Below are 23,852 nucleotides of genomic sequence, written 5' to 3' on the forward strand. Positions count from 1 at the left end.
TTACTTCTATCCTTTTGGTAGAAGAGGGCGTGGATCATTAAGCGTTGAGAACAAACTTCTCGATTGATTTAGCCACACCGTGGTCATCATTGCTTTCGGCAATATAGTTTGCAATGCGTTTGGTCTCTTCCATCGCATTTGCCATGGCAATACCGAGGCCCGCGTATTCCAGCATATGGTGATCGTTTTCTGCATCGCCCATACAAATCACTTCTTCAGCTTTGATGCCCAAGTATTCAGCGATCGCCGAAACACCGATGCCTTTGTTACTTGATGGATTCAAAAACTCTAAGAAGAAAGGCGCGCTTTGCACTACCGTAAACTCTTGTTTTAATTCCGCAGGTAAAGTCGCAATAACTTCAGTTAGTTTGCTTGGCTCTGCAACCATCATCGTTTTAATGATCGCGTGATCATCTTCTAGAGAGTCGAAGTTCATTTCGGTAATTTCAAGACCGTTGATCTTCGCTTCGATGTCTGTGTAAGGGTTATTCTCTTCTGTGATTAGGCCGTGCTCTTGGCTGAATGCGTGAACATAAGCGCCAAGCTCGCGCGCTTTACGTGCAATTTTCTTCGCAGCTTTGCCATCAATGATTTGCTGGTGGATGATTTCGTTCGTACCAATGTTTTTCACCATTGAGCCGTTGTAGTACAAGACAAAGTCTTTGTCTGAGTCGATGTTCAACTCATCTAATTTGTCTTGCATTCCTTCTAGAGGGCGGCCAGAAGCAAGGACAACGGTAACACCCGCTTCACGTGCTTTTGCAATTGCTTGTTTGTTCTCTTCAGAAATTACTTTGTCGCTGTTTAGCAACGTACCGTCCATGTCTAGGGCGATCAGCTTGTACATCTTTACTTACCTTAAAAAATTGGGAACCTGCGTATGAAACTACAAAACAACCTATTTTAACAATTTATTTTTGGTTTAAATTGACCTGAGTGCGCCTCTCCATTAAGGTCTTCGCCTCGAAGTATAATGAGTTGAGTGAGTTCTACGTTGTATAAGCTAAATGAGATGTTTGAAACCATCCAAGGGGAAGGGGTTTTCACTGGTGTGCCAGCGGTTTTTGTGCGTTTGCAAGAATGTCCGGTTGGGTGTTCTTGGTGCGATACGAAACAGACTTGGTACGCGGAAGAAGAAGACCAGCGCCAGATCGGTGATATCTTGGTGAAAACAGAAGATTCTCCAACGTGGTGTTTCGCATCGGCAGAAGACATCGTAGCTGAATACAAAAAGCAGGGCTTCAATGCGAAGCATATTGTGATCACTGGTGGTGAACCATGTATTTATGATTTACGTGCTTTGACGGCTGCATTTGAAGAAATGGGTTGCCAATGCCAAATCGAAACTAGTGGTACTTCAGAGGTAGTGACTTCAGAAGGAACCTGGGTGACAGTGTCACCTAAGATCGCAATGAAAGGGAAGCTACCAGTGCTTAAAAGTGCATTAGAACGCGCAAATGAAATCAAGCACCCAGTTGGCACCCAAAAAGACATCGATCAACTGGATGTGTTATTGGCCTCTGCAGAGATCGGTGAGAAGACAGTGATCGCACTTCAGCCTATCAGTCAAAAGCCTCGTGCTACCCAACTGTGTATTGATACCTGTGTTGCTCGCAACTGGCGTCTGTCGGTTCAAACTCATAAATACCTAAGTATTGCTTAAGCTCGGAGAGAAAAATGAAAAAAGCAGTGGTTGTTTTCAGTGGTGGACAGGATTCTACAACATGTCTGGTTCAAGCATTAAAAGAGTTTGACGAAGTACATGCCATTACATTTGACTACGGTCAGCGTCATAAGCTAGAGATTGAAGTGGCGGAGAAAGTCGCAAAAGATCTTGGTGTCGCTGCACATAAAGTGATGGATGTTGGCCTGCTGAATGAACTTGCTATCAGCTCTCTGACACGTGATGACATTCCAGTTTCGCATGAGCTACAAGAAAACGGTTTACCGAACTCGTTCGTTCCTGGCCGAAACATCTTGTTCCTAACGCTTGCTGGCATCTACGCTTACCAAATTGGCGCAGAAACGGTAATTACTGGTGTTTGTGAAACAGACTTTAGTGGTTACCCAGATTGCCGTGATGACTTTGTAAAAGCAATGAACAGTGCGTTGGTTAAAGGCATGGATCGTCAATTTGAAATTAAGACTCCATTGATGTGGTTGAACAAAGCAGAAACGTGGGCATTGGCCGATCAATATGACGCGTTGCAACTAGTGCGTGAAAACACACTAACTTGTTACAACGGCATCATCGGTGATGGTTGTGGTGATTGCCCGTCTTGCGATCTACGCAAAGCGGGCTTAGACGACTACCTAAACAACAAAGAAGCTGTTATGCATTCTTTGGTTGAAAAGCAGAAGGTGGAAGGTCAATAGGCTCATTGTAGGCATCAATGACTGAGTTTCGTCCCGTTTTCTTTACTTGATACAGGGCTTGATCAAGTATTGAATAAAGCTCATCAAAGTCTTTCAACGATTTTGAGGTCGATACATAGGACATGCTTGCGGTAACTTTGAGCGCTTGGTTACTTTCAGAATAGATGTGCTTTTCAGAAATCGTTTTATGCAAACTATTAATTCTGAAAGGTACGTCAACCTCATCGACGTTCGTCAGTAAAAGTATAAATTCTTCTCCCCCTAATCGGCCAATCAACTCACCTTTGTGTAACTTCGCAGACAAACTATCACAAATATAGCGTAAAACCTTGTCACCAGTAGGGTGGCCGTATATATCATTAATATCTTTGAATTTATCTAGGTCAAATAGCGCTAGTACATGTTGATTTTCGCTTTTATTCGCTGCTGGTTGCGTCTTGATTTGATTAATAACCGATGCTCGGTTTAATACACCGGTTAAGTCATCAAATTGTGCTTTTCTTTTGGCGTCTCTATGTGCAAGCGAGACAATACTGACCAAACCTAAAAGGCACACAACAATGAAATTGTACGTTCGTTGTTGAGATTTCAGTTCATCAAACTCAAGTTTTTTGATTTCCTTTGAATTTCGGGCTTCAACGAGCCTCAGCTCGTGTTCGAGTTCTTTTTTCGTTAAATCTAGCGCTTCGAGTGCTTTGATATTATTTGAATCTCTCGTCGCAAGCTCAAGGTTTGTGTATTGTTTATAATACAATAGCGCGGATTCGAAATTTTCTCTGTGCTGCTCAATTTTTGAGTTAATAAGTAACGCTTGTGCTTTTAAAGCTGGTGCTGAGTTATGTTTCTCAAGAGTAAGAGCACTCGTCACATTAGCTTTGGCTTGGCTAAGTGTCTTGGGTGACAAGTATGCCCTAGCAAGTGCAATGTGGCTCTCGAGTTGTAACCTAACGTTTTGAGTCTGCTTGCCTAATTCGAGAGATTTATGAAGGTACGTTAGTGCTTTGTTGTCATCACCAGATTCTAATAATGTAAACCCCAACCCTAGGTAACTTAATCCTAGGCCATAGTAAAACTTTTCCTCCTGTAAGATAAGTAAAGCATTCTGGTAGTGTTTTTCCGCCATTTGATATTGATTTAATCGCCTGAAGAGCGTGGCTAAGCTATGTTCGACTTGGGCTACTTCAAGAGCTGAGCCAGTTGCCTTTCTCATAGTCAGTGCCTGTCGGAGATAGTCTTTTGCTTGATCATATTGTCCTAGCTCAACCATAACCAAAGCTGCATCGTTATAGATCCCTGTAGGATCGCTATTTGCAGGGAGAACGCTCAACAGCATTGCATACTTCGTAAGTGCTTGTTGGTACTCACCTCTGTGGTCATAGTTATTTGCGATGACTCGATAGGCCAAATCCAAAGGAAGGTGGGCTGTATTACCTGCGTTTAATGAAGCTTCTAGAGAGGAGCAATAGAAGTTGGCTTGGTGATATCTACCTTGCTCATTCAAGGTAAAACACAACTGATAGTTGAAGAGATTTTTGTTGTTGATGTTACCATCGGATTTAGCTTCGTTGAGCAGATGAGTGAACCTTTCAACAGAAAGAGCATATTTTCCCTTTTTGCGGTTGGCGATTGCATTCAAGTAGTCTGACTCAATCTGAGCGTCTTTAATACGATTAGTTTGATTGTTTCCGAAATAAGGTTGCTCCATCATAAACATATAGTCGAGTATAAGGCCGCTGATGTATAGCTTTTCAGTCGATGAGCTGACGGCATGGTATCTGTCTTGGAGCATGTCTAGGGCGTGTTCTTTATTTTCTTTCACTACTTTCTGATAAACAGAGTGCCAGTTGGTGATACTTTGTAAATTATTAGCGTACAGAGGTGAACTTATGGCTAGCAAGACGAGAAATTGAAAAAGCTTGCGCATAGTGCATATAACCTTATTTTTTCTAAATTATTATGGGCGGGATGATATACCATTTGCATAAGGGGCTTTGTGACGTAGAGCTGATGATTGGGATTATTTTCTTGCGGAAAATATGTTACTGAAAAGGAGATAATAAAAAGCCCCGCATCTTTGCGAGGCTTAACAATCAAAGAGGACTTTATGCGACGTATAGTTTCGCAAGATCTTGAGGTTCCATCTCTTTACCCTCAAGTTGGGCATTCCAGTTTGTACCAACTAAAACACCATCTTCAGCAAGAGTTAGAAGCCAATCTTCAACAAAGATATCAAGAGGGATTTCTAAGACTTCAAAATCTGCCCACTCTTCAACATTATGCGCTTGTGCGTCTTCTTTCGACGACCAAAACGGCATAACTTCGCTGTTTTCGAATTCAGTTGAATCGCAAGATAGCCAACCTTCTTCGTTACGTAAACCCCAAACCAATTGGTTTTCTTTTGTTTCAGCAACAAAAAGATCCAAGTTTGCTTGGATATCTGATGTAAGTTTGCTCATTTCAAAACTCTCATTGTTAGAACATGTTAAGGGTAACACTAAACTCAACTTTCCCCCAATGATAAATGGTCTTTGAATCAAAGATGCCTACTTATTCAACACTTCAGCGTTAGCTTTTCGGTAAAGCTGTGAAGATTGTCCATTCTTTTTTTACGTTACCTTTGTAACCGACCACTGTCGCAGTCACTCTTCGATTCATGGCATGGCTAATTTCATCGCTTCCTTGGTGAGCTAATTTAGTGTCACCAAAGCCGACAATTCGCAAGCGTTCTGGAGTAATGCCAAAGTTTATAAGAAGATTTCTGACGTTTTTTGCTCTCCTTTGCGACAATTCAAAGTTGTGCTGACTAGTTCCAGTTTTACTTGCGTAGCCTTGAAGTTCAATTGACGTTGATGGGTATTCTTTTAGGAAACTAGCCATGTCACTGATCTGTTTTCTAAAGACAGGGTTAATTTCATCTGAATCATTAGCAAAAAGAACGCGTATTTGCATTTTTTCCGATGACTTAACGTACTGACCACATCCATCGTTGTCTAATTCAGATTCTAAGGGTGTTCCTGGGCACAAGTCTCTTGCGTTGATTACACCGTCAGAATCATCATCTTGTAAATCAGCCGACTGGAGCGCGACTGGTACCGCTTGGTAATCGTATTCATCCTGGGCATGGGTAGGCAGAGTAATAGCTAACGGCATCAGACTAAGTAAAAAAGTCAATTTTCGCATAATTAATATTCCACCTTTTGCTTCCACTCTTGGGGAGTGTCAATTCTCAATGCATTGAGTAACTGACCAGTAGCATTCATTACTCGATATTTTGCGTATTGCTCAGCGTATTTAGCATCAAGATAACCTTTTCGTGCCTCAAACAGTTCATTCTCGGTATTGAGGACGTCAAGGAGGGTACGTTTTCCTATGCGATATTGTTTTTCATACGCAATAACAGTTTTAGCTGCAGAATCCACATGGTCTGACAGAAACTCTTTTTGTTGAAGTGTTAGATCTAGAGCGCTCCATGAAAGTCTTAAGCCTTCCTCTACATTCTTATAAGCTCTCTCTCTTAAGTCTTTTGCTTTGTTTAGCTGGTATGCAAAGCTCTCTGCATTTGCACTATCACTGCCACCATTAAACAGGTTATAGCGCATGCGTAGCATAGCACTGGTCTCATTACTGTCACCTTCAATGCCTCCAGCATCATCTCGCCATGTCTGTGAAGCCTCTACAGACACTGTCGGGTAATAGTTACCTTTAGATTGCTTGTACTGGAATTTGGCAGAGTCTACATCGACTTTTGCTATCTTGATGACAGGGTGCTCTTCGAACGCTTTACCTACCGCTTCATCTATTGTGTATGGGATAAAGTTCTGATCTGCTCTTGGAAACACAAGGCCCTGAGGTGACTGACCGACAATGCGCATAAACATGGTATGTGCATCAAATAAGTTATTCTGTGCCGCAGCAAGGTTACCGTGCGCTTTAGCTAAACGAGCCTCAACCTGTGTCAAATCTGCGGTAGAGCCGATCCCTGAGTCGACACGCTTCTTGATATCACGATAGATTTTTTTGTGTACAGCAAGATTGTTTTCAGAAAGCGTTAAGATCTCATAGGCTTTTACAGAATCAAGATAAACTTTGGCAACTTGTAATGCCATGTCTTGAGCATCCGCCAGCAGTTGATAGCGTAAAGATTCTGCATCTGCTGCCGTTCTATCCATATTATTTAGGGTGGCTGAACCATCCCAAATTAGCTGAGTGAAAGTAATGCTTGCTTCTTTACGCGTTAAGTCAGTTACATCACGGTCAGAGTCGGCGGAGTCTACACGCTCGTAACCTATGCCAGCGTCTAGATCAACACTCGGCAGGTAGGCTCCTGTGGCGGCTTCGTTTATATATTTTTTGCTAACGAATTCGTTAAACGCACCTTTGATATCTGGGTTGGTTTGAAGGCTATTGGCAACAGCCTGTTCTAAAGTTTGCGCACCTGTAGAAAAAGATGCTATCACGCTGAGGCTAATCAGCTTGGCTGGAGTCCACTTCACTTCGTTGCTCCTAAGTGATTTTTATTGGTAAATGCTCAGATCTTCGAGCTTTATGTTGAGCGTCGTTCGTTGTGTCAATAATTTAACGCACATTGAGTTACATAAGCAACAATACAATTGTTTGAATATTAATAAAATGTTACCGAGAGCTTTCCGGTAAACAAGCTGCTGATAGTTTTTGTGTATTATTTCCATGTATTTCCATAGGTTTAAGTAATTAAATTACTCTAATTTTTGAACTAACATCACGATATTAAAGGGGTGGCTCATTGGTAAATATGTGACCTATTGAATGAAAATAGTTATTAACTTGCTGTTAATAATACTGCCATTAAGGCAATATATAACTATTAAGTATTACTGGTCAGAAGTTTGACGCAAACAAAAGGTCATATAGTATCATGGATCGTACGTCTTTAGTTTCATATCAAGAGCAAGTGGTTGTAATAGGTTTAGATGGCCACATACGCATACTATCCGAAGGATCACAGCCACGTAACGGTGAGATTATCGTAGAGCGAGTTAGTCAAAGCGAATTGAAAGTGGGGCTCGTGAAAGATGAACAAAGTACTGATATCAGCGACGATATTGCTCAAATTATTGAAACTCTAGAATCGGGGCAAGATCCAACCCAACTCAGCGAAGAGTTTGCTACGGCAGCAGGTACTGCCAATGGTTCTAGCTATCAACTAACGGCGACACTTGAAAGAAGTGCATCTGAAATTTTAGCCACGACAGATTTTCAAACCTCTGGCCTTCAAGATCTTGGTGTGTCACAAACTCAAACACTGTCATTGCTCGAAGCATATCTTAACTTTAACCAAGTTATAAGTTCCGCAAGCGGTAACCCAGATACACTGGCACCGAGTGTTCCAACGGTTGTGATAACTGAAGACAGTAACAACGATGGCTCGCTTGAAAACAATGAAGTGGATGGTTTGGTTGAGGTACTGGTTACTTTACCCGCTGATGCACAAGTGGGCGATACGCTCAGTGTGACTGGTCAGCCAGATCGAGTCATCACACAAAATGATTTAGATAATGGTGTCACACTGCAATACCCGGTTCCGGCAGAAGGTGAAACGCTGACCGTTGTCGCTACGATTACGGATCAGGCTGGTAATACTTCAGAGCCAGGCCAAGATGCGGTAACAGTTCCAACCGTTGAAGTACCAGATACGGACGCACCAGACGCGCCAACGGTGGTAATAACTGAAGACAGTAACAACGATGGCTCGCTTGAAAACAATGAAGTGGATGGTTTGGTCGATGTACTGGTTACCTTGCCGGCTAATGCAGAAGTGGGTGATACGCTCAGTGTGACTGGTCAGCCAGATCGAGTTATCACACAAAATGATTTAGATAATGGTGTCACGCTGCAATACCCGGTTCCAGCAGAAGGTGAAACGCTGACCGTTGTCGCTACGATTACGGATCAGGCTGGCAATACTTCAGAGCCAGGCCAAGATGCGGTAACAGTTCCAACCGTTGAAACACCAGATACGGTTGCACCAGACGCGCCAACGGTGATGATAACTGAAGACAGTAACAACGATGGCTCGCTTGAATACAATGAAGTGGATGGTTTGGTCGATGTACTGGTTACCTTGCCGGCTAATGCAGAAGTGGGCGATACGCTCAGTGTGACTGGTCAGCCAGATCGAGTTATCACACAAAATGATTTAGATAATGGTGTCACGCTGCAATACCCGGTTCCGGCAGAAGGTGAAACGCTGACCGTTGTCGCTACGATTACGGATCAGGCCGGTAATACTTCAGAGCCAGGCCAAGATGCGGTAACAGTTCCAGTCAACGAAGCGCCAACGGCGAGTATCGACCTCGATCCAATCGTGGTCGGTAATGACAACACCATTAACGAAGCAGAAAGCACAGGTAAAGTAACGCTGTCAGGTACGGTAGGCGGCGATGTGAAAGTCGGTGATACCGTTACTTTAGCGCTTGGTGAAAACCTTCTGACCACGGCGAAAGTGGTTGACCTAGGCAATGACCAGCTTGGCTTCAGCGTAGACGTGGACGCTAGCGAACTGGTTGGCTTTGATGGCCAGTCAGTCACCGCCTCAGTGACCGTGACTGATGAAGCAGGTAACAGCGTCGAGAAGAGTGACACTGAAACTTACCAAGTCGATGTGGATGCGCCAACGGCGAGTATCGACCTCGATCCAATCGTGGTCGGTAATGACAACACTATTAACAAAGCAGAAAGCACAGGTAAAGTAACGCTGTCAGGTACGGTAGGCGGCGATGTGAAAGTTGGTGATACCGTTACTTTAGCGCTTGGTGAAAACCTTCTAACCACGGCGAAAGTGGTTGACCTAGGCAATGACCAGCTTGGCTTCAGCGTAGACGTGGATGCAAGCGAACTGGTTGGCTTTGATGGCCAGTCAGTCACCGCCTCAGTGACCGTGACCGATGAAGCGGGCAACAGCGTCGAGAAGAGTGACACTGAAACTTACCAAGTCGATGTGGATGCGCCAACGGCGAGCATCGACCTCGATCCAATTGTGGTGGGTAACGACAACACCATTAACGAAGCAGAAAGCACAGGCAAAGTAACGCTGTCAGGCACAGTGGGTGGTGATGTTACCGAGGACGATAAAGTTCAACTCAAGTTGGGCAACAATCTTCTGGTTGAAGCGGATGTTATTGACCTTGGCAATGGCCAATTGGGCTTCAGCGTAGACGTGGATGCAAGCGAACTGGTTGGCTTTGATGGCAAGTCAGTCACCGCCTCAGTGACCGTGACCGATGAAGCAGGTAACAGCGTCGAGAAGAGCGACACTGAAACCTACCAAGTCGATGTGGATGCGCCAACGGCGAGCATCGACCTCGATCCAATTGTGGTGGGTAACGACAACACCATTAACGAAGCAGAAAGCACAGGTAAAGTAACGCTGTCAGGTACGGTAGGCGGCGATGTGAAAGTCGGTGATACCGTTACTTTAGCGCTTGGTGAAAACCTTCTGACCACGGCGAAAGTGGTTGACCTAGGCAATGACCAGCTTGGCTTCAGCGTAGACGTGGACGCTAGCGAACTGGTTAGCTTTGATGGCCAGTCAGTCACCGCCTCAGTGACCGTGACCGATGAAGCAGGTAACAGCGTCGAGAAGAGTGACACTGAAACTTACCAAGTCGATGTGGATGCGCCAACGGCGAGCATCGACCTCGATCCAATTATTGTCGGTAGCGACAACACTATTAACGAAGCAGAAAGCACAGGTAAAGTAACGCTGTCAGGTACGGTAGGCGGCGATGTGAAAGTCGGTGATACTGTTACTTTAGCGCTTGGTGAAAACCTTCTGACCACGGCGAAAGTGGTTGACCTGGGTAACAACCAATTGGGCTTCAGCGTAGACGTGGACGCTAGCGAACTGGTTGGCTTTGATGGTAAGTCAGTCACCGCCTCAGTGACCGTGACCGATGAAGCAGGTAACAGCGTCGAGAAGAGCGACACCGAAACCTACCAAGTCGATGTCGACGCGCCAACGGCGAGTATCGACCTCGATCCAATTGTGGTGGGTAATGACAACACCATTAACGAAGCAGAAAGCACAGGTAAAGTAACGCTGTCAGGTACGGTAGGCGGCGATGTGAAAGTTGGTGATACCGTTACTTTAGCGCTTGGTGAAAACCTTCTGACCACGGCGAAAGTGGTTGACCTGGGTAACAACCAATTGGGCTTCAGCGAAGACGTGGACGCTAGCGAACTGGTTAGCTTTGATGGCAAGTCAGTCACCGCCTCAGTGACCGTGACCGATGAAGCAGGTAACAGCGTCGAGAAGAGTGATACTGAAACTTACCTAGTCGATGTGGATGCGCCAACGGCGAGCATCAACCTCGATCCAATTATTGTCGGTAACGACAACACTATTAACGAAGCAGAAAGCACAGGCCAAATCACTCTTACCGGTACGGTAGGTGGTGAAGTTGTTGAAGGTGATACGGTTCAACTGAAATTGGGCGCTAACCTGCTGGCTGAAGTGGAAGTTATCAAGCTAGCTGATGGCAAGCTTGGCTTTAGTGCGGATGTTGACGCTAGCACATTAGCGGGCTTCAACGACCAGTCTGTGACGGCGTCGGTAACCATTACTGATGGTGCAGGTAATGCTGTGACTGAAACGGATACTGAAACCTACCAAGTCGATGTCGACGCGCCAACGGCGAGTATCGACCTCGATCCAATTGTGGTGGGTAACGACAACACCATTAACGAAGCAGAAAGCACAGGCCAAGTAACGCTGTCAGGTACGGTAGGCGGCGATGTGAAAGTCGGTGACACTGTTACTTTAGCGCTTGGTGAAAACCTTCTGACCACGGCGAAAGTGGTTGATCTAGGCAATGACCAATTGGGCTTCAGCGTAGACGTGGACGCTAGCGAACTGGTGGGCTTTGATGGCAAGTTCAGTCCACCGCCTCATGACCGTGACCGATGAAGCGGCAACAGCGTCGAGAAGAGCGACACCGAAACCTACCAAGTGGATGTGGATGCGCCAACGGCGAGCATCGACCTCGATCCAATTATTGTCGGTAACGACAACACTATTAACGAAGCAGAAAGCACAGGTAAAGTAACACTGTCAGGTACGGTAGGCGGCGATGTGAAAGTCGGTGATACCGTTACTTTAGCGCTTGGTGAAAACCTTCTGACCACGGCGAAAGTGGTTGACCTAGGCAATGACCAGCTTGGCTTCAGCGTAGACGTGGACGCTAGCGAACTGGTTGGCTTTGATGGCCAGTCAGTCACCGCCTCAGTGACCGTGACCGATGAAGCGGGCAACAGCGTCGAGAAGAGTGACACTGAAACTTACCAAGTCGATGTCGACGCGCCAACGGCGAGTATCGACCTCGATCCAATTGTGGTGGGTAACGACAACACCATTAACGAAGCAGAAAGCACAGGCCAAGTAACGCTGTCAGGTACGGTAGGCGGCGATGTGAAAGTCGGTGACACTGTTACTTTAGCGCTTGGTGAAAACCTTCTGACCACGGCGAAAGTGGCTGATCTAGGCAATGACCAATTGGGCTTCAGCGTAGACGTGGACGCTAGCGAACTGGTGGGCTTTGATGGCAAGTCAGTCACCGCCTCAGTGACCGTGACCGATGAAGCGGGCAACAGCGTCGAGAAGAGCGACACCGAAACCTACCAAGTGGATGTGGATGCGCCAACGGCGAGCATCGACCTCGATCCAATTATTGTCGGTAACGACAACACTATTAACGAAGCAGAAAGCACAGGTAAAGTAACACTGTCAGGTACGGTAGGCGGCGATGTGAAAGTCGGTGATACCGTTACTTTAGCGCTTGGTGAAAACCTTCTGACCACGGCGAAAGTGGTTGACCTAGGCAATGACCAGCTTGGCTTCAGCGTAGACGTGGACGCTAGCGAACTGGTTGGCTTTGATGGCCAGTCAGTCACCGCCTCAGTGACCGTGACCGATGAAGCGGGCAACAGCGTCGAGAAGAGTGACACTGAAACTTACCTAGTCGATGTGGATGCGCCGACGGCGAGCATCGACCTCGATCCAATCGTGGTCGGTAACGACAACACTATTAACCAAGCGGAAGCGACAGGCCAAGTCACTCTTACCGGTACTGTAGGTGGTGAAGTTGTTGAAGGTGATACGGTTCAACTGAAATTGGGCGATAACCTGCTGGCTGAAGTGGAAGTTATCAAGCTAGCTGATGGCAAGCTTGGCTTTAGCGCGGATGTTGACGCTAGCACATTAGCGGGCTTCAACGACCAGTCTGTGACGGCGTCGGTAACCATTACTGATGGTGCAGGTAATGCTGTGACTGAAACGGATACTGAAACCTACCAAGTCGATGTGGGTGCGCCAACGGCGAGTATCGACCTCGATCCAATCGTGGTGGGTGGCGACAACACCATTAACGAAGCAGAAAGCACAGGTAAAGTAACGCTGTCAGGTACGGTAGGCGGCGATGTGAAAGTCGGTGATACTGTTACTTTAGCGCTTGGTGAAAACCTTCTGACCACGGTGAAAGTGGTTGACTTAGGCAATGACCAGCTTGGCTTCAGCGTGGACGTGGACGCTAGCGAACTGGTTGGCTTTGATGGTAAGTCAGTCACCGCCTCAGTGACCGTGACCGATGAAGCGGGCAACAGCGTCGAGAAGAGCGACACCGAAACCTACCAAGTGGATGTGGATGCGCCAACGGCGAGCATCGACCTCGATCCAATCGTGGTCGGTAACGACAACACTATTAACGAAGCAGAAGCGACAGGCCAAGTCACTCTTACTGGTACTGTAGGCGGCGATGTGAAAGTCGGTGATACTGTTACTTTAGCGCTTGGTGAAACCCTTCTGACCACGGCGAAAGTGGTTGACCTAGGCAATGACCAGCTTGGCTTCAGCGTGGACGTGGATGCCAGCGAACTGGTCGGCTTTGATGGCCAGTCAGTCACTGCCTCAGTGACCGTGACCGATGAAGCGGGCAACAACGTCGAGAAGAGTGACACTGAAACTTACCTAGTCGATGTGGATGCGCCGACGGCGAGCATCGACCTCGATCCAATTGTGGTGGGTAACGACAACACCATTAACGAAGCAGAAAGCACAGGCAAAGTAACGCTGTCAGGTACAGTGGGTGGTGATGTTACCGAGGACGATAAAGTTCAACTCAAGTTGGGCAACAATCTTCTGGTTGAAGCGGATGTTATTGACCTTGGCAATGGCCAATTGGGCTTCAGCGTAGACGTGGATGCAAGCGAACTGGTTGGCTTTGATGGCAAGTCAGTCACCGCCTCAGTGACCGTGACCGATGAAGCGGGCAACAGCGTCGAGAAGAGTGACACTGAAACTTACCTAGTCGATGTGGATGCGCCGACGGCGAGCATCGACCTCGATCCAATCGTGGTAGGTGACGACAACGTTATCAACCAAGCGGAAGCGACAGGCCAAGTCACTCTTACCGGTACGGTAGGTGGTGAAGTTGTTGAAGGTGATACGGTTCAACTGAAATTGGGCGATAACCTGCTGGCTGAAGTGGAAGTTATCAAGCTAGCTGATGGCAAGCTTGGCTTTAGCGCGGATGTTGATGCTAGCACATTAGCGGGCTTCAACGACCAGTCTGTGACGGCGTCGGTAACCATTACTGATGGTGCAGGTAATGCTGTGACTGAAACGGATACTGAAACCTACCAAGTCGATGTCGACGCGCCAACGGCGAGCATCGACCTCGATCCAATCGTGGTAGGTGACGACAACGTTATCAACCAAGCGGAAGCGACAGGCCAAGTCACTCTTACCGGTACGGTAGGTGGTGAAGTTGTTGAAGGTGATACGGTTCAACTGAAATTGGGCGATAACCTGCTGGCTGAAGTGGAAGTTATCAAGCTAGCTGATGGCAAGCTTGGCTTTAGCGCGGATGTTGATGCTAGCACATTAGCGGGCTTCAACGACCAGTCTGTGACGGCGTCGGTAACCATTACTGATGGTGCAGGTAATGCTGTGACTGAAACGGATACTGAAACCTACCAAGTCGATGTCGACGCGCCAACGGCGAGTATCGACCTCGATCCAATCGTGGTCGGTAACGACAACACTATTAACGAAGCAGAAGCGACAGGCCAAGTCACTCTTACTGGTACTGTAGGCGGTGATGTTGTTGAAGGTGATACGGTTCAACTGAAATTGGGCGATAACCTGCTGGCTGAAGTGGAAGTTATCAAGCTAGCTGATGGCAAGCTTGGCTTTAGCGCGGATGTTGACGCTAGCACATTAGCGGGCTTCAACGACCAGTCTGTGACGGCGTCGGTAACCATTACTGATGGTGCAGGTAATGCTGTGACTGAAACGGATACTGAAACCTACCAAGTCGATGTGGGTGCGCCAACGGCGAGTATCGACCTCGATCCAATCGTGGTGGGTGGCGACAACACCATTAACGAAGCAGAAAGCACAGGTAAAGTAACGCTGTCAGGTACGGTAGGCGGCGATGTGAAAGTCGGTGATACTGTTACTTTAGCGCTTGGTGAAAACCTTCTGACCACGGTGAAAGTGGTTGACTTAGGCAATGACCAGCTTGGCTTCAGCGTGGACGTGGACGCTAGCGAACTGGTTGGCTTTGATGGTAAGTCAGTCACCGCCTCAGTGACCGTGACCGATGAAGCGGGCAACAGCGTCGAGAAGAGCGACACCGAAACCTACCAAGTGGATGTGGATGCGCCAACGGCGAGCATCGACCTCGATCCAATCGTGGTCGGTAACGACAACACTATTAACGAAGCAGAAGCGACAGGCCAAGTCACTCTTACTGGTACTGTAGGCGGCGATGTGAAAGTCGGTGATACTGTTACTTTAGCGCTTGGTGAAACCCTTCTGACCACGGCGAAAGTGGTTGACCTAGGCAATGACCAGCTTGGCTTCAGCGTGGACGTGGATGCAAGCGAACTGGTGGGCTTTGATGGCAAGTCAGTCACCGCCTCAGTGACCGTGACCGATGAAGCGGGCAACAGCGTCGAGAAGAGTGACACTGAAACTTACCTAGTCGATGTGGATGCGCCAACGGCGAGTATCGACCTCGATCCAATCGTGGTCGGTAATGACAACACTATTAACGAAGCAGAAAGCACAGGCAAAGTAACGCTGTCAGGTACAGTGGGTGGTGATGTTACCGAGGACGATAAAGTTCAACTTAAGTTGGGCAACAATCTTATGGTTGAAGCGGATGTTATTGACCTTGGCAATGGCCAATTGGGCTTCAGCGTAGGCGTGGATGCAAGCGAACTGGTTGGCTTTGATGGCAAGTCAGTCACCGCCTCAGTGACCGTGACCGATGAAGCAGGTAACAGCGTCGAGAAGAGTGACACTGAAACTTACCTAGTCGATGTGGATGCGCCAACGGCGAGTATCGACCTCGATCCAATCGTGGTCGGTAACGACAATACTATTAACGAAGCAGAAGCGACAGGCCAAGTCACTCTTACTGGTACGGTAGGCGGCGATGTGAAAGTCGGTGATACCGTTACTTTAGCGCTTGGTGAAAACCTTCTGACCACGGCGAAAGTGGTTGACCTAGGCAATGGCCAATTAGGCTTCAGCGTGGACGTGGACGCTAGCGAACTGGTTGGCTTTGATGGTAAGTCAGTCACCGCCTCAGTGACCGTGACCGATGAAGCAGGTAACAGCGTCGAGAAGAGCGACACCGAAACCTACCAAGTCGATGTCGACGCGCCAACGGCGAGTATCGACCTCGATCCAATCGTGGTGGGTAGCGACAACATCATTAACGAAGCAGAAAGCACAGGTAAAGTAACGCTGTCAGGTACGGTAGGCGGCGATGTGAAAGTCGGTGATACTGTTACTTTAGCGCTTGGTGAAAACCTTCTGACCACGGCGAAAGTGGTTGACCTAGGCAATGACCAGCTTGGCTTCAGCGTAGACGTGGACGCTAGCGAACTGGTTGGCTTTGATGGCAAGTCAGTCACCGCCTCAGTGACCGTGACCGATGAAGCAGGTAACAGCGTCGAGAAGAGCGACACCGAAACCTACCAAGTGGATGTGGATGCGCCAACGGCGAGCATTGACCTCGATCCAATCGTGGTCGGTAACGACAACACTATTAACGAAGCAGAAGCGACAGGCCAAGTCACTCTTACTGGTACTGTAGGCGGTGAGGTTGTTGAAGGTGATACGGTTCAACTGAAATTAGGTGATAACCTGCTGGCTGAAGTGGAAGTTATCAAGCTAGCTGATGGCAAGCTTGGCTTTAGCGCGGATGTTGACGCTAGCACATTAGCGGGCTTCAACGACCAGTCTGTGACAGCGTCGGTAACCATTACTGATGGTGCAGGTAATGCTGTGACTGCAACGGATACTGAAACTTACCAAGTCGATTCGAATCCACCACAATCCGAGTCATTTACTGAAACTATCAGCACAACAGGCAAAACGAAGGTTGTGTTCAATACAAACTTCGACGATGTCGACAACGATGATGACCATATTTCTGATAGAGAAGATGATCAAGCAGAGATACCTCTTAACGTTGTTATTACAGAGCTTCCTGATGGTGGCAAGCTGTTCCTAAAAGTCAGTGATACTGAGTTTTTAGAGATCAAGTCAACGGATCTGCATATCGTGGATGACGTGACGGGTGAAATCCTTCAACAAGGCACGTCTTACAATCCAAACAACATTTATTATGAGCCAGATTCTGACAATGTAGGGTTCTTGCTTGGAACAAAAGATTCTTTTGACCAAGAGTTTAACTCTAGTCAGACTGAATTTTACAATTGGGGTGAGTCATCGGATGGTAACGCTAGCAGCGTAAGAACAATGACATTGAGTAATGGAAGCATTGTTACGATCAGTACAGACGATGGCTTGCTTACACAATATCGCGGTGACCCAAATAAAAGCCATGTTGGTTATGGTATTGGTGTTAATGGTAATCATGGAATTAACGCCGAAGAAGTTATCAACGTTGATTTTGGTAATACACCAGTAGATTCCTTAAACATCGGTTTAGATGGACTAGGTGGAAAGTTTGAGCATGGTTCAAATGACAGTTTTGCGGTTTTTGTAATCACTTATGATGATGGTTCATCCGATACGATTAAATACACTAAACCTGAGGGCGAAGATGGGAATACAGGTTTGTTCCAAGAACTTGTGTTTGATTCGCCAGAAGGAAAACTGATTGCCTCAGTTGATATCACCACAGAAGGTGGTGGTAACTGGGAGTTGAAATATATCGAGGCAGAGCCTCAAGAAGACACATTTGACTATAAGGTTGTTGATTCTTCAGGAAACTACAGCAACGAGTCACAAGTAACTTTAGATAAAGATGGTTTAGAGGGGAATTTACCACCCAAACCATTAATCGCAGCTATTGACGCGGAAGCAAGTAGTATCGAGGAAGGGACGAATTTAGTCTTCGACATTTCATTAGATTCAACTACAGCTACGCAGTACAAATATCCTGTAAAATTTGGTCTTGGGTCGACTACAACAGACAACCAAGATGTAGACTTTGCAAGCGCTACCTTTAGTGACGGTGTAACCTATGACGCTGTGGCTAATTCATTGATTGTACCTGAAGGTGTTGATTCGTTTACTATCACTATTCCGACTGTGGATGATCTCCAAACTGAGTCAACAGAGCACTACGAGATCCAAATTGGTGATCACAGTGCGGGAATAGACATAACGGACAACGAAACACTGACTCATTTCAAGTCTGTGGAAGGTCAAGAGTTAGAGCTTGTTGGTTTACCGAGTGGTTTTACTTTCCCAGATGGTGTGACATCTATTAACACCGAACTTGGTGGAGTTGTAGAATTACAAGATGGCAAGATTATATATCAGCCACCTCAACGTGATCATTCTGACGAAATCAGTGACCAAGATAGTTTCCATGTTGACGTAAACGGCACAAGGCATACCATCCAAGTCGACATTGCAGATTCTTCACCTGTTGCAAGAAACGATTCACACACACTTGATGTCGTGATCGACTCGTTTAGTGTCGGTGGTATCGAAGCTGCTTGGAGTTCGGTAGAGGGTGGTACAGATACCTCCGTTTTCGATAGCAATGACAATGATAGTGCTAATGACCAGTTGCGTTGGGGTACTACCGACGACAGTGACCCTCAATCAGGCTACGGCTTTATCGACAATGACTTGGGGCTGAACGGTGAACTTCCGTTAAACGAAGACGTTATTCTGGGGACTTTTACTCACTTTAATAACCCGATCAGCTCTGGAACGGCGATTACAGGAGCAACGTTATCTGTAAGTTTTGAGTTGGTTGATACTTATGGAAACCGTCAACTAGTCGAACTGGACATCGAGTTTGACCACAACGAAACACCAAATGACGTCGGCACTGGTGACGATATAGTGACCATTACAAGCACAGCCGCGACATTTAACTTTGATGGTAAGGAATATTCGGTAGAAGTTGTTGGCTTCAAGGATGTTAACGGTAATGTCGTTACCTCAATAAATACTTCTGAGAACCAGGATACATCGTACGATCTTGCCATTAAACTCGTCCCAGATAGCAATTACTCTGAGCCTTCTTTATCCGGTAATGTTTATGAAGATAACGGTTTTGGCGCAGATGAGATCGCGCAAGACGATGTTTCTGTTGTGTCTGTGAAAAGCAGTACTGGCACTGTAGGTGCAATTGGCTTAGCTCTACAAGGCCAGTATGGTCAGTTAACATTGAACGAAAATGGTACGTATGAGTATGTTATCAACTCTTCACATAATACGATTCCAGAAGATGCGGTCGAGTCATTCACTTATACACTAGAAGATTCTGATGGCTCACAATCTGAGGCAACAATTAGTATTGATTTTAATCTGATTAACGCCTCAGAAATTAGGGCATTAGACGATACTGTCAAGACGACAGAGGGTCAGGACATATCGGGCAACCTTCTAGATAATGATGGAGAGACTATTCAGTCTGTATCTGAGTTCTCAATTGCTGGCTCAAACACGGTACACTCCGTTGGAAGCCGAGTCGCTATAGAAGGGGGATTCATTACCATCCAAGCTAATGGCCAATTTGTATTTGAGGCTGAGGATAACTGGAATGGTAATGTACCTACTATTACGTACGTGACAGATACTGGTGCATCAGCAAGACTGAATATTGAAGTCGAAGCGGTCGACTCACCGACAGTTACAGATAAAGATTCTTCAAAAGCTAATGAGCATCATACTGCTACTGGAAACGTGTTATCGAATGACGAGGATATAGATTCTACGTTGTTAGTCGATACCTACTCGATTGAAGGGGTAGATGGCTCGTTTGACGCTGGCACACAGTACACATTCGGCAATCAAGGAGTTTTCGTTCTCAATGAAAACGGTAGCTATTCATTTACGCCTACCGAGCATTGGAGTGGGGATGTTCCAACAATCACTTACATGACAAACACTGGTGCTTCAAATACCTTAGACATTAAGATCATAGCTGTAGCTGATACGCCTAATTTAGAGGTGATTTCTAGCAAAACTATTGCGGCCATTGATTTTGAGGATGTTAGCGCACTTGGGACTACCGTCGATATTGATAAAGTTTCTGGAAGTGGAACCGTTGGAGTTTGGGAGACGAGCAATAGTGGCGGAAAAGTAGAGGTAAATACCGAAGGTACTTATCGAGTTGGTGATTCCACCAACCAGGTACTGGAGCTTGAAGGCCGGAATGGGGACAAAGATCTATTCACAGATATCACCTGCCGAGCTGGTGCCCAATATACATTGGACTTTGAAGCGGCCATTCGCAGAGGTGACTACCATGCATCAGATATGGTTGTTAAGTTATATAAGCTTGACGCTTCTGGTAGCCCTATTTTAAGTTCTGAAGTCACAGTATTTGATTTCTATGAATATGATTATACCTATCAAACTCTCGAAAACATCGAACTACCAATTGAGGATTCTGGCAACTATCGAGTGATGTTTGAAGCGAAGGGTTCTGACACTCTAGGTATCATCATTGATGACATTGTTATCAAAGAGACTTTGAATACAGGTGAAGAAGGAGCATTCATCGCATTGAGTGAAATTAACGCTTCCCTAGTAGATACTGACAACTCTGAACGATTAACTATCCAACTTGATGATGTGCCGATTGGAACGACATTACGTGATGGTGCAGGCAATGAGATAACCGTGGAATCAGTTCCTATCGATATTACTGGCTGGGACTTAACTTCACTTGAAGCTAAGTTTAGCCAGTCTGGACAGTTTAATTTGAATGTGTCAGCTATAGCGACGGAAGTGAGCAATAATGATTCAGCGGAAACTAGCATCCAGATACCAGTTTCGATAACGCAGCAGCCTGTTCACCTCGGTGGTGCTGGCGTAGATACGTTTGAACTGATTCAGCCAGTTAACAACTCGGCGAACTTTACTTATTCATTGGGCGCCCATGGTGCAATAGGGCCTCAAGGCCCATTCCAACAACAAGTTGAATTGACAGATAATATCAGGGTTAACAGCGGCGATAGTAATGACCGAATAGACTTTGGCATAGGTAAAGGAGACTACATTATCGATACGGGTAGCTCTCTTCCTAATGCAAATGGTACGACTCCGGATCGAAACTTTTTCGAAAATTCAGCCTTTATGAATACAAAACAGAGTATTCATGATTCTGATGGAGTACTGCTACAGAGTGTAGAAAGTGAAGTTCAACCGGTGACTGATACGGTAAACCTGGGATCTGGTGATGATGTTGTCACTAGCCAAGGTGGTAATTTAGCCGCTTATGGTGGAGATGGTAACGATACTATCTGGGGTTCAGACAATGGCTCTGATGGTATTCGTGGTGGTAATGATGATGACACTCTGTATGGCAGAGCTGGCGATGATTACTTATTAGGCGAAGCCGGTGAAGATACCATTTCTGGTGGTAGCGGGAGTGATCTCTTAGTTGGTGGCCTAGGAAACGATATCCTTATTGGTGATGATGGTGCAGACATTTTTGCGTGGGTAGATGTTGAAAATGGCGCTGTTGACCGTATTAAAGATTTCACTGTCGGTGAGGATATTCTTGATTTGTCCGAAGTCCTGGAAGGTGTCACCTTCAACGAAATTTCCGAGTTGTTGGATACGATTCCTGATGACAATCTGGAAGGTGTAATTTCGATTGAGGATTCACAAACAGGCGCGGCGTTAACGATTAATCAAGACGGTAAGTCAATGTCTATTGAGTTCGATGGTATGAGTGCGGCGGATTTAACCAGTTACTTATTTGAACAAGGTGGGCTTAAAGCTAGTGATTAGAAATACTTGCTGGTAAAAAGCAAATCAAAGGGGCTAATGACAAGCCCCTTTGTTGATCGGGTGGTACTTTTAGCTTTTAGGAAGTGCGGTAAAAATAGTCCACTCTTTTTTTACTTCTCCTTTGTAACCAACGACGGTGGCTGTAACCCGTCGGTTTAGAGCATGACTCACCTCATCGGTACCGAAAGAAGCCAATTTTGTTTCTCCGAAACCCACAATCCTTAAGCGGTTAGGTGAAATACCATTTTTAATAAGTTCCTGGCGCACATTTTCAGCTCTTCTTTTCGACAAATCTAAATTGTATTCGTCAGTACCTGTGATGCTTGTATAGCCTTGAAGCTCTATTGATGTGCTAGGGTACTCTTTCAGGAAGGCTGACAGATCACGAATTTGTTTTGAAAAGATAGGGTTTATGACGTCAGAGTCGTTGGCAAACAGCACACGAATTTGCATTTTTTGAGATGATTTTGCATATTCACCACACCCATCATTATCCAATTCAGAACCCTCAGGCGTCCCTGGACACAGGTCCCTGTGGTTAATAACACCGTCTCTATCATCATCCATGTGATCTGCTGATTGCTCTGCAACAGGCGTCGGCATGTAATCATACTCATCACCAGAGCCATCATTCGAGCTACAAGCACTAACAAAAACTACTGAAAGGCTTAGTAATAACATTTTCATATTAATACTCCACTTTCTCTAACCATTCTTGAGGAACATCAACACGAAGCGCGTTTAATAATTCCCCGGTTGCGTTCATAACTCGATACTTGGCGTATTGCTCAGCGTATTTCGCATCTAGGTAGTCTTTCCTTGCTTGAAATAGTTCGTTTTCAGTGTTCAACAAATCAAGTAAGGTTCGTTTACCTATTCTGTATTGTTTCTCGTAGGCAATGACAGTTTCTGCCGCAGAATCGACATGGTCTGCTAAGAACTCTTTTTGTTGCAAAGTTAAATCCAGAGCGCTCCAAGAAAGTCTTAGCCCTTCTTCGACGTTTTTGTAGGCACTTTCACGCAAGTCTTTTGCTTTGTTGAGCTGGTAAGCGAAGTTTTCGCTGTTTGCTGCGTCACTGCCACCATTGTATAGGTTGTAGCGCATTCTCAACATTGCAGTGGTCTCATCGCTGCGGCCTTCAATGCCTCCGGCATCATCTCGCCAGGTTTGGGATGCCTCCAACGAAAGTGTGGGGTAGTTGACGCCTTTTGATTGCTTGTACTGAAACTTGGCTGAGTCAACATCAGCTATTGAAACCTGTATCACAGGGTGTTGCTCAAAAGCTTGACCCACAGCCTCATCTACAGTGTAGGGGAGGTAATTTTCATCAGCCCTAGGAAAGATCAACCCTTGAGGGGTTTGCCCAACTAGTCGAGTGAACATTGTATGCGAGTCGTACAAATTGTTTTGAGCAGCAGCTAAGTTACCATGAGCCTTTGCCAAACGAGCTTCAACCTGAGTCATATCTGCTGTAGAGCCGATCCCTGACGTCACACGCTTTTTGATATCGATGTATATTTTTTTATGAACGGCGAGGTTGTTTTCTGACAGTGTTAATATTTCATAAGCTTTCACTGCATCAAGGTAGACTTTTGTTACTTCAAGCGCTTTGTCTGAAGCATCTGCAAGTAGTTGGTACCTCAAAGATTCGGCATCGGCCGCAGTACGATCAATGTCATTGAGTGTGGCAGAACCATCCCAGATAAGTTGCGTTAGGGTTATTGATGCTTCTTTTCTTGTTAAGTCAGTTTCACTACGGTCAAGATCAGCAGGATCAACCCCTTCATACCCGATGCCCGCATCGAGATCAACCTTAGGAAGATATGCACCAGAAGAAGCATCATTGACGTATTTCCTGCTGGTGAATTCGTTAAATGCGCTTTTGATGTCTGGGTTGCTTTTCAGTGTAAGAGCCACAGCCTGCTCTAATGTCTGCCCAAGCGCAGAATACGATGCAATTAGGCCACTGCAACAAGCGATGGTTAGTCGAGTCCATTTCACAGTAGTTCTCCTAAAAAAAGGATAATTATCGTCAAGGTCATCTCAAAAGTGAGACTTTATGACATAAATAACAACAAGTATGAATATCTATTTCAACCTGCTGTTAAGCCTAGGCATTTATCACCCAATACTGTTTGTACCTCTAGTTAACACTAGCATATGCAACAATTCTTTCCTGCTAAACATCAAAATAAA

General features: G+C 45.9%; 11 protein-coding genes. 4 read left to right on the plus strand and 7 right to left on the minus strand.

Going from position 1 to position 23,852, the window contains the following annotated elements; all coding sequences use genetic code 11:
- Window positions 1-37 precede the first annotated feature (37 nt).
- Entirely contained in the window at window positions 38-847 is an 810-nt protein-coding gene (locus tag J4N37_RS07190) for a Cof-type HAD-IIB family hydrolase (protein WP_045385877.1), read from the minus strand.
- A 165-nt stretch (window positions 848-1,012) separates the two neighbouring features.
- On the opposite strand from J4N37_RS07190, the gene queE reads away from it, so the two are divergent.
- Complete coding sequence (gene queE / locus J4N37_RS07195) at window positions 1,013-1,663, plus strand: 7-carboxy-7-deazaguanine synthase QueE (protein ID WP_045385875.1); 651 nt, start codon at window positions 1,013-1,015, stop codon at window positions 1,661-1,663.
- Between the two features lie 14 nt (window positions 1,664-1,677).
- Window positions 1,678-2,376, plus strand: a complete 699-nt coding sequence (queC, locus tag J4N37_RS07200; RefSeq protein ID WP_182026899.1) for a 7-cyano-7-deazaguanine synthase QueC — start codon at window positions 1,678-1,680, stop codon at window positions 2,374-2,376.
- Here queC and J4N37_RS07205 read toward each other — a convergent pair.
- From J4N37_RS07205 to J4N37_RS07220, 4 genes are all read right to left on the minus strand, one after another.
- On the minus strand, window positions 2,333-4,300 hold the full coding sequence (locus J4N37_RS07205; RefSeq protein WP_252042055.1) for a tetratricopeptide repeat-containing diguanylate cyclase: 1,968 nt from the start codon (window positions 4,298-4,300) through the stop codon (window positions 2,333-2,335). The two genes, queC and J4N37_RS07205, sit on opposite strands and share 44 nt — an antisense overlap.
- Before the next feature lie 178 nt (window positions 4,301-4,478).
- On the minus strand, window positions 4,479-4,832 hold the full coding sequence (locus J4N37_RS07210; protein ID WP_045385867.1) for a DUF2750 domain-containing protein: 354 nt from the start codon (window positions 4,830-4,832) through the stop codon (window positions 4,479-4,481).
- A gap of 109 nt (window positions 4,833-4,941) precedes the next feature.
- Window positions 4,942-5,556 (minus strand): OmpA family protein, encoded by a 615-nt coding sequence (locus J4N37_RS07215; RefSeq protein WP_252042056.1) that lies wholly within the window; start codon window positions 5,554-5,556, stop codon window positions 4,942-4,944.
- A gap of 2 nt (window positions 5,557-5,558) precedes the next feature.
- Window positions 5,559-6,869 carry a TolC family outer membrane protein gene (locus J4N37_RS07220; protein ID WP_038884146.1) on the minus strand — a complete coding sequence of 437 codons (1,311 nt, stop codon included), beginning with the start codon at window positions 6,867-6,869 and terminating at the stop codon, window positions 5,559-5,561.
- A gap of 401 nt (window positions 6,870-7,270) precedes the next feature.
- Between J4N37_RS07220 and J4N37_RS07225 the strand changes: the two genes are divergently transcribed.
- Window positions 7,271-11,320 carry an Ig-like domain-containing protein gene (locus tag J4N37_RS07225; RefSeq protein WP_252042057.1) on the plus strand — a complete coding sequence of 1,350 codons (4,050 nt, stop codon included), beginning with the start codon at window positions 7,271-7,273 and terminating at the stop codon, window positions 11,318-11,320.
- Between the two features lie 48 nt (window positions 11,321-11,368).
- Window positions 11,369-21,655: an Ig-like domain-containing protein gene (locus J4N37_RS07230; RefSeq protein WP_252042058.1), complete on the plus strand. Its 10,287-nt coding sequence runs from the start codon at window positions 11,369-11,371 to the stop codon at window positions 21,653-21,655.
- 69 nt (window positions 21,656-21,724) lie between these two features.
- Here J4N37_RS07230 and J4N37_RS07235 read toward each other — a convergent pair whose 3' ends face one another.
- Together J4N37_RS07235 and J4N37_RS07240 are read right to left on the minus strand one after the other, a co-directional pair.
- Window positions 21,725-22,342, minus strand: coding sequence for an OmpA family protein (locus tag J4N37_RS07235; RefSeq protein ID WP_182027573.1), 618 nt, complete (start codon window positions 22,340-22,342; stop codon window positions 21,725-21,727).
- A 1-nt stretch (window position 22,343) separates the two neighbouring features.
- Window positions 22,344-23,657, minus strand: coding sequence for a TolC family outer membrane protein (locus tag J4N37_RS07240; RefSeq protein ID WP_171307214.1), 1,314 nt, complete (start codon window positions 23,655-23,657; stop codon window positions 22,344-22,346).
- Window positions 23,658-23,852 lie beyond the last annotated feature (195 nt).

Origin of the sequence: Vibrio sp. SCSIO 43153 (assembly GCF_023716625.1) — a bacterium.
GTDB classification, from domain to species: domain Bacteria; phylum Pseudomonadota; class Gammaproteobacteria; order Enterobacterales; family Vibrionaceae; genus Vibrio; species Vibrio rotiferianus.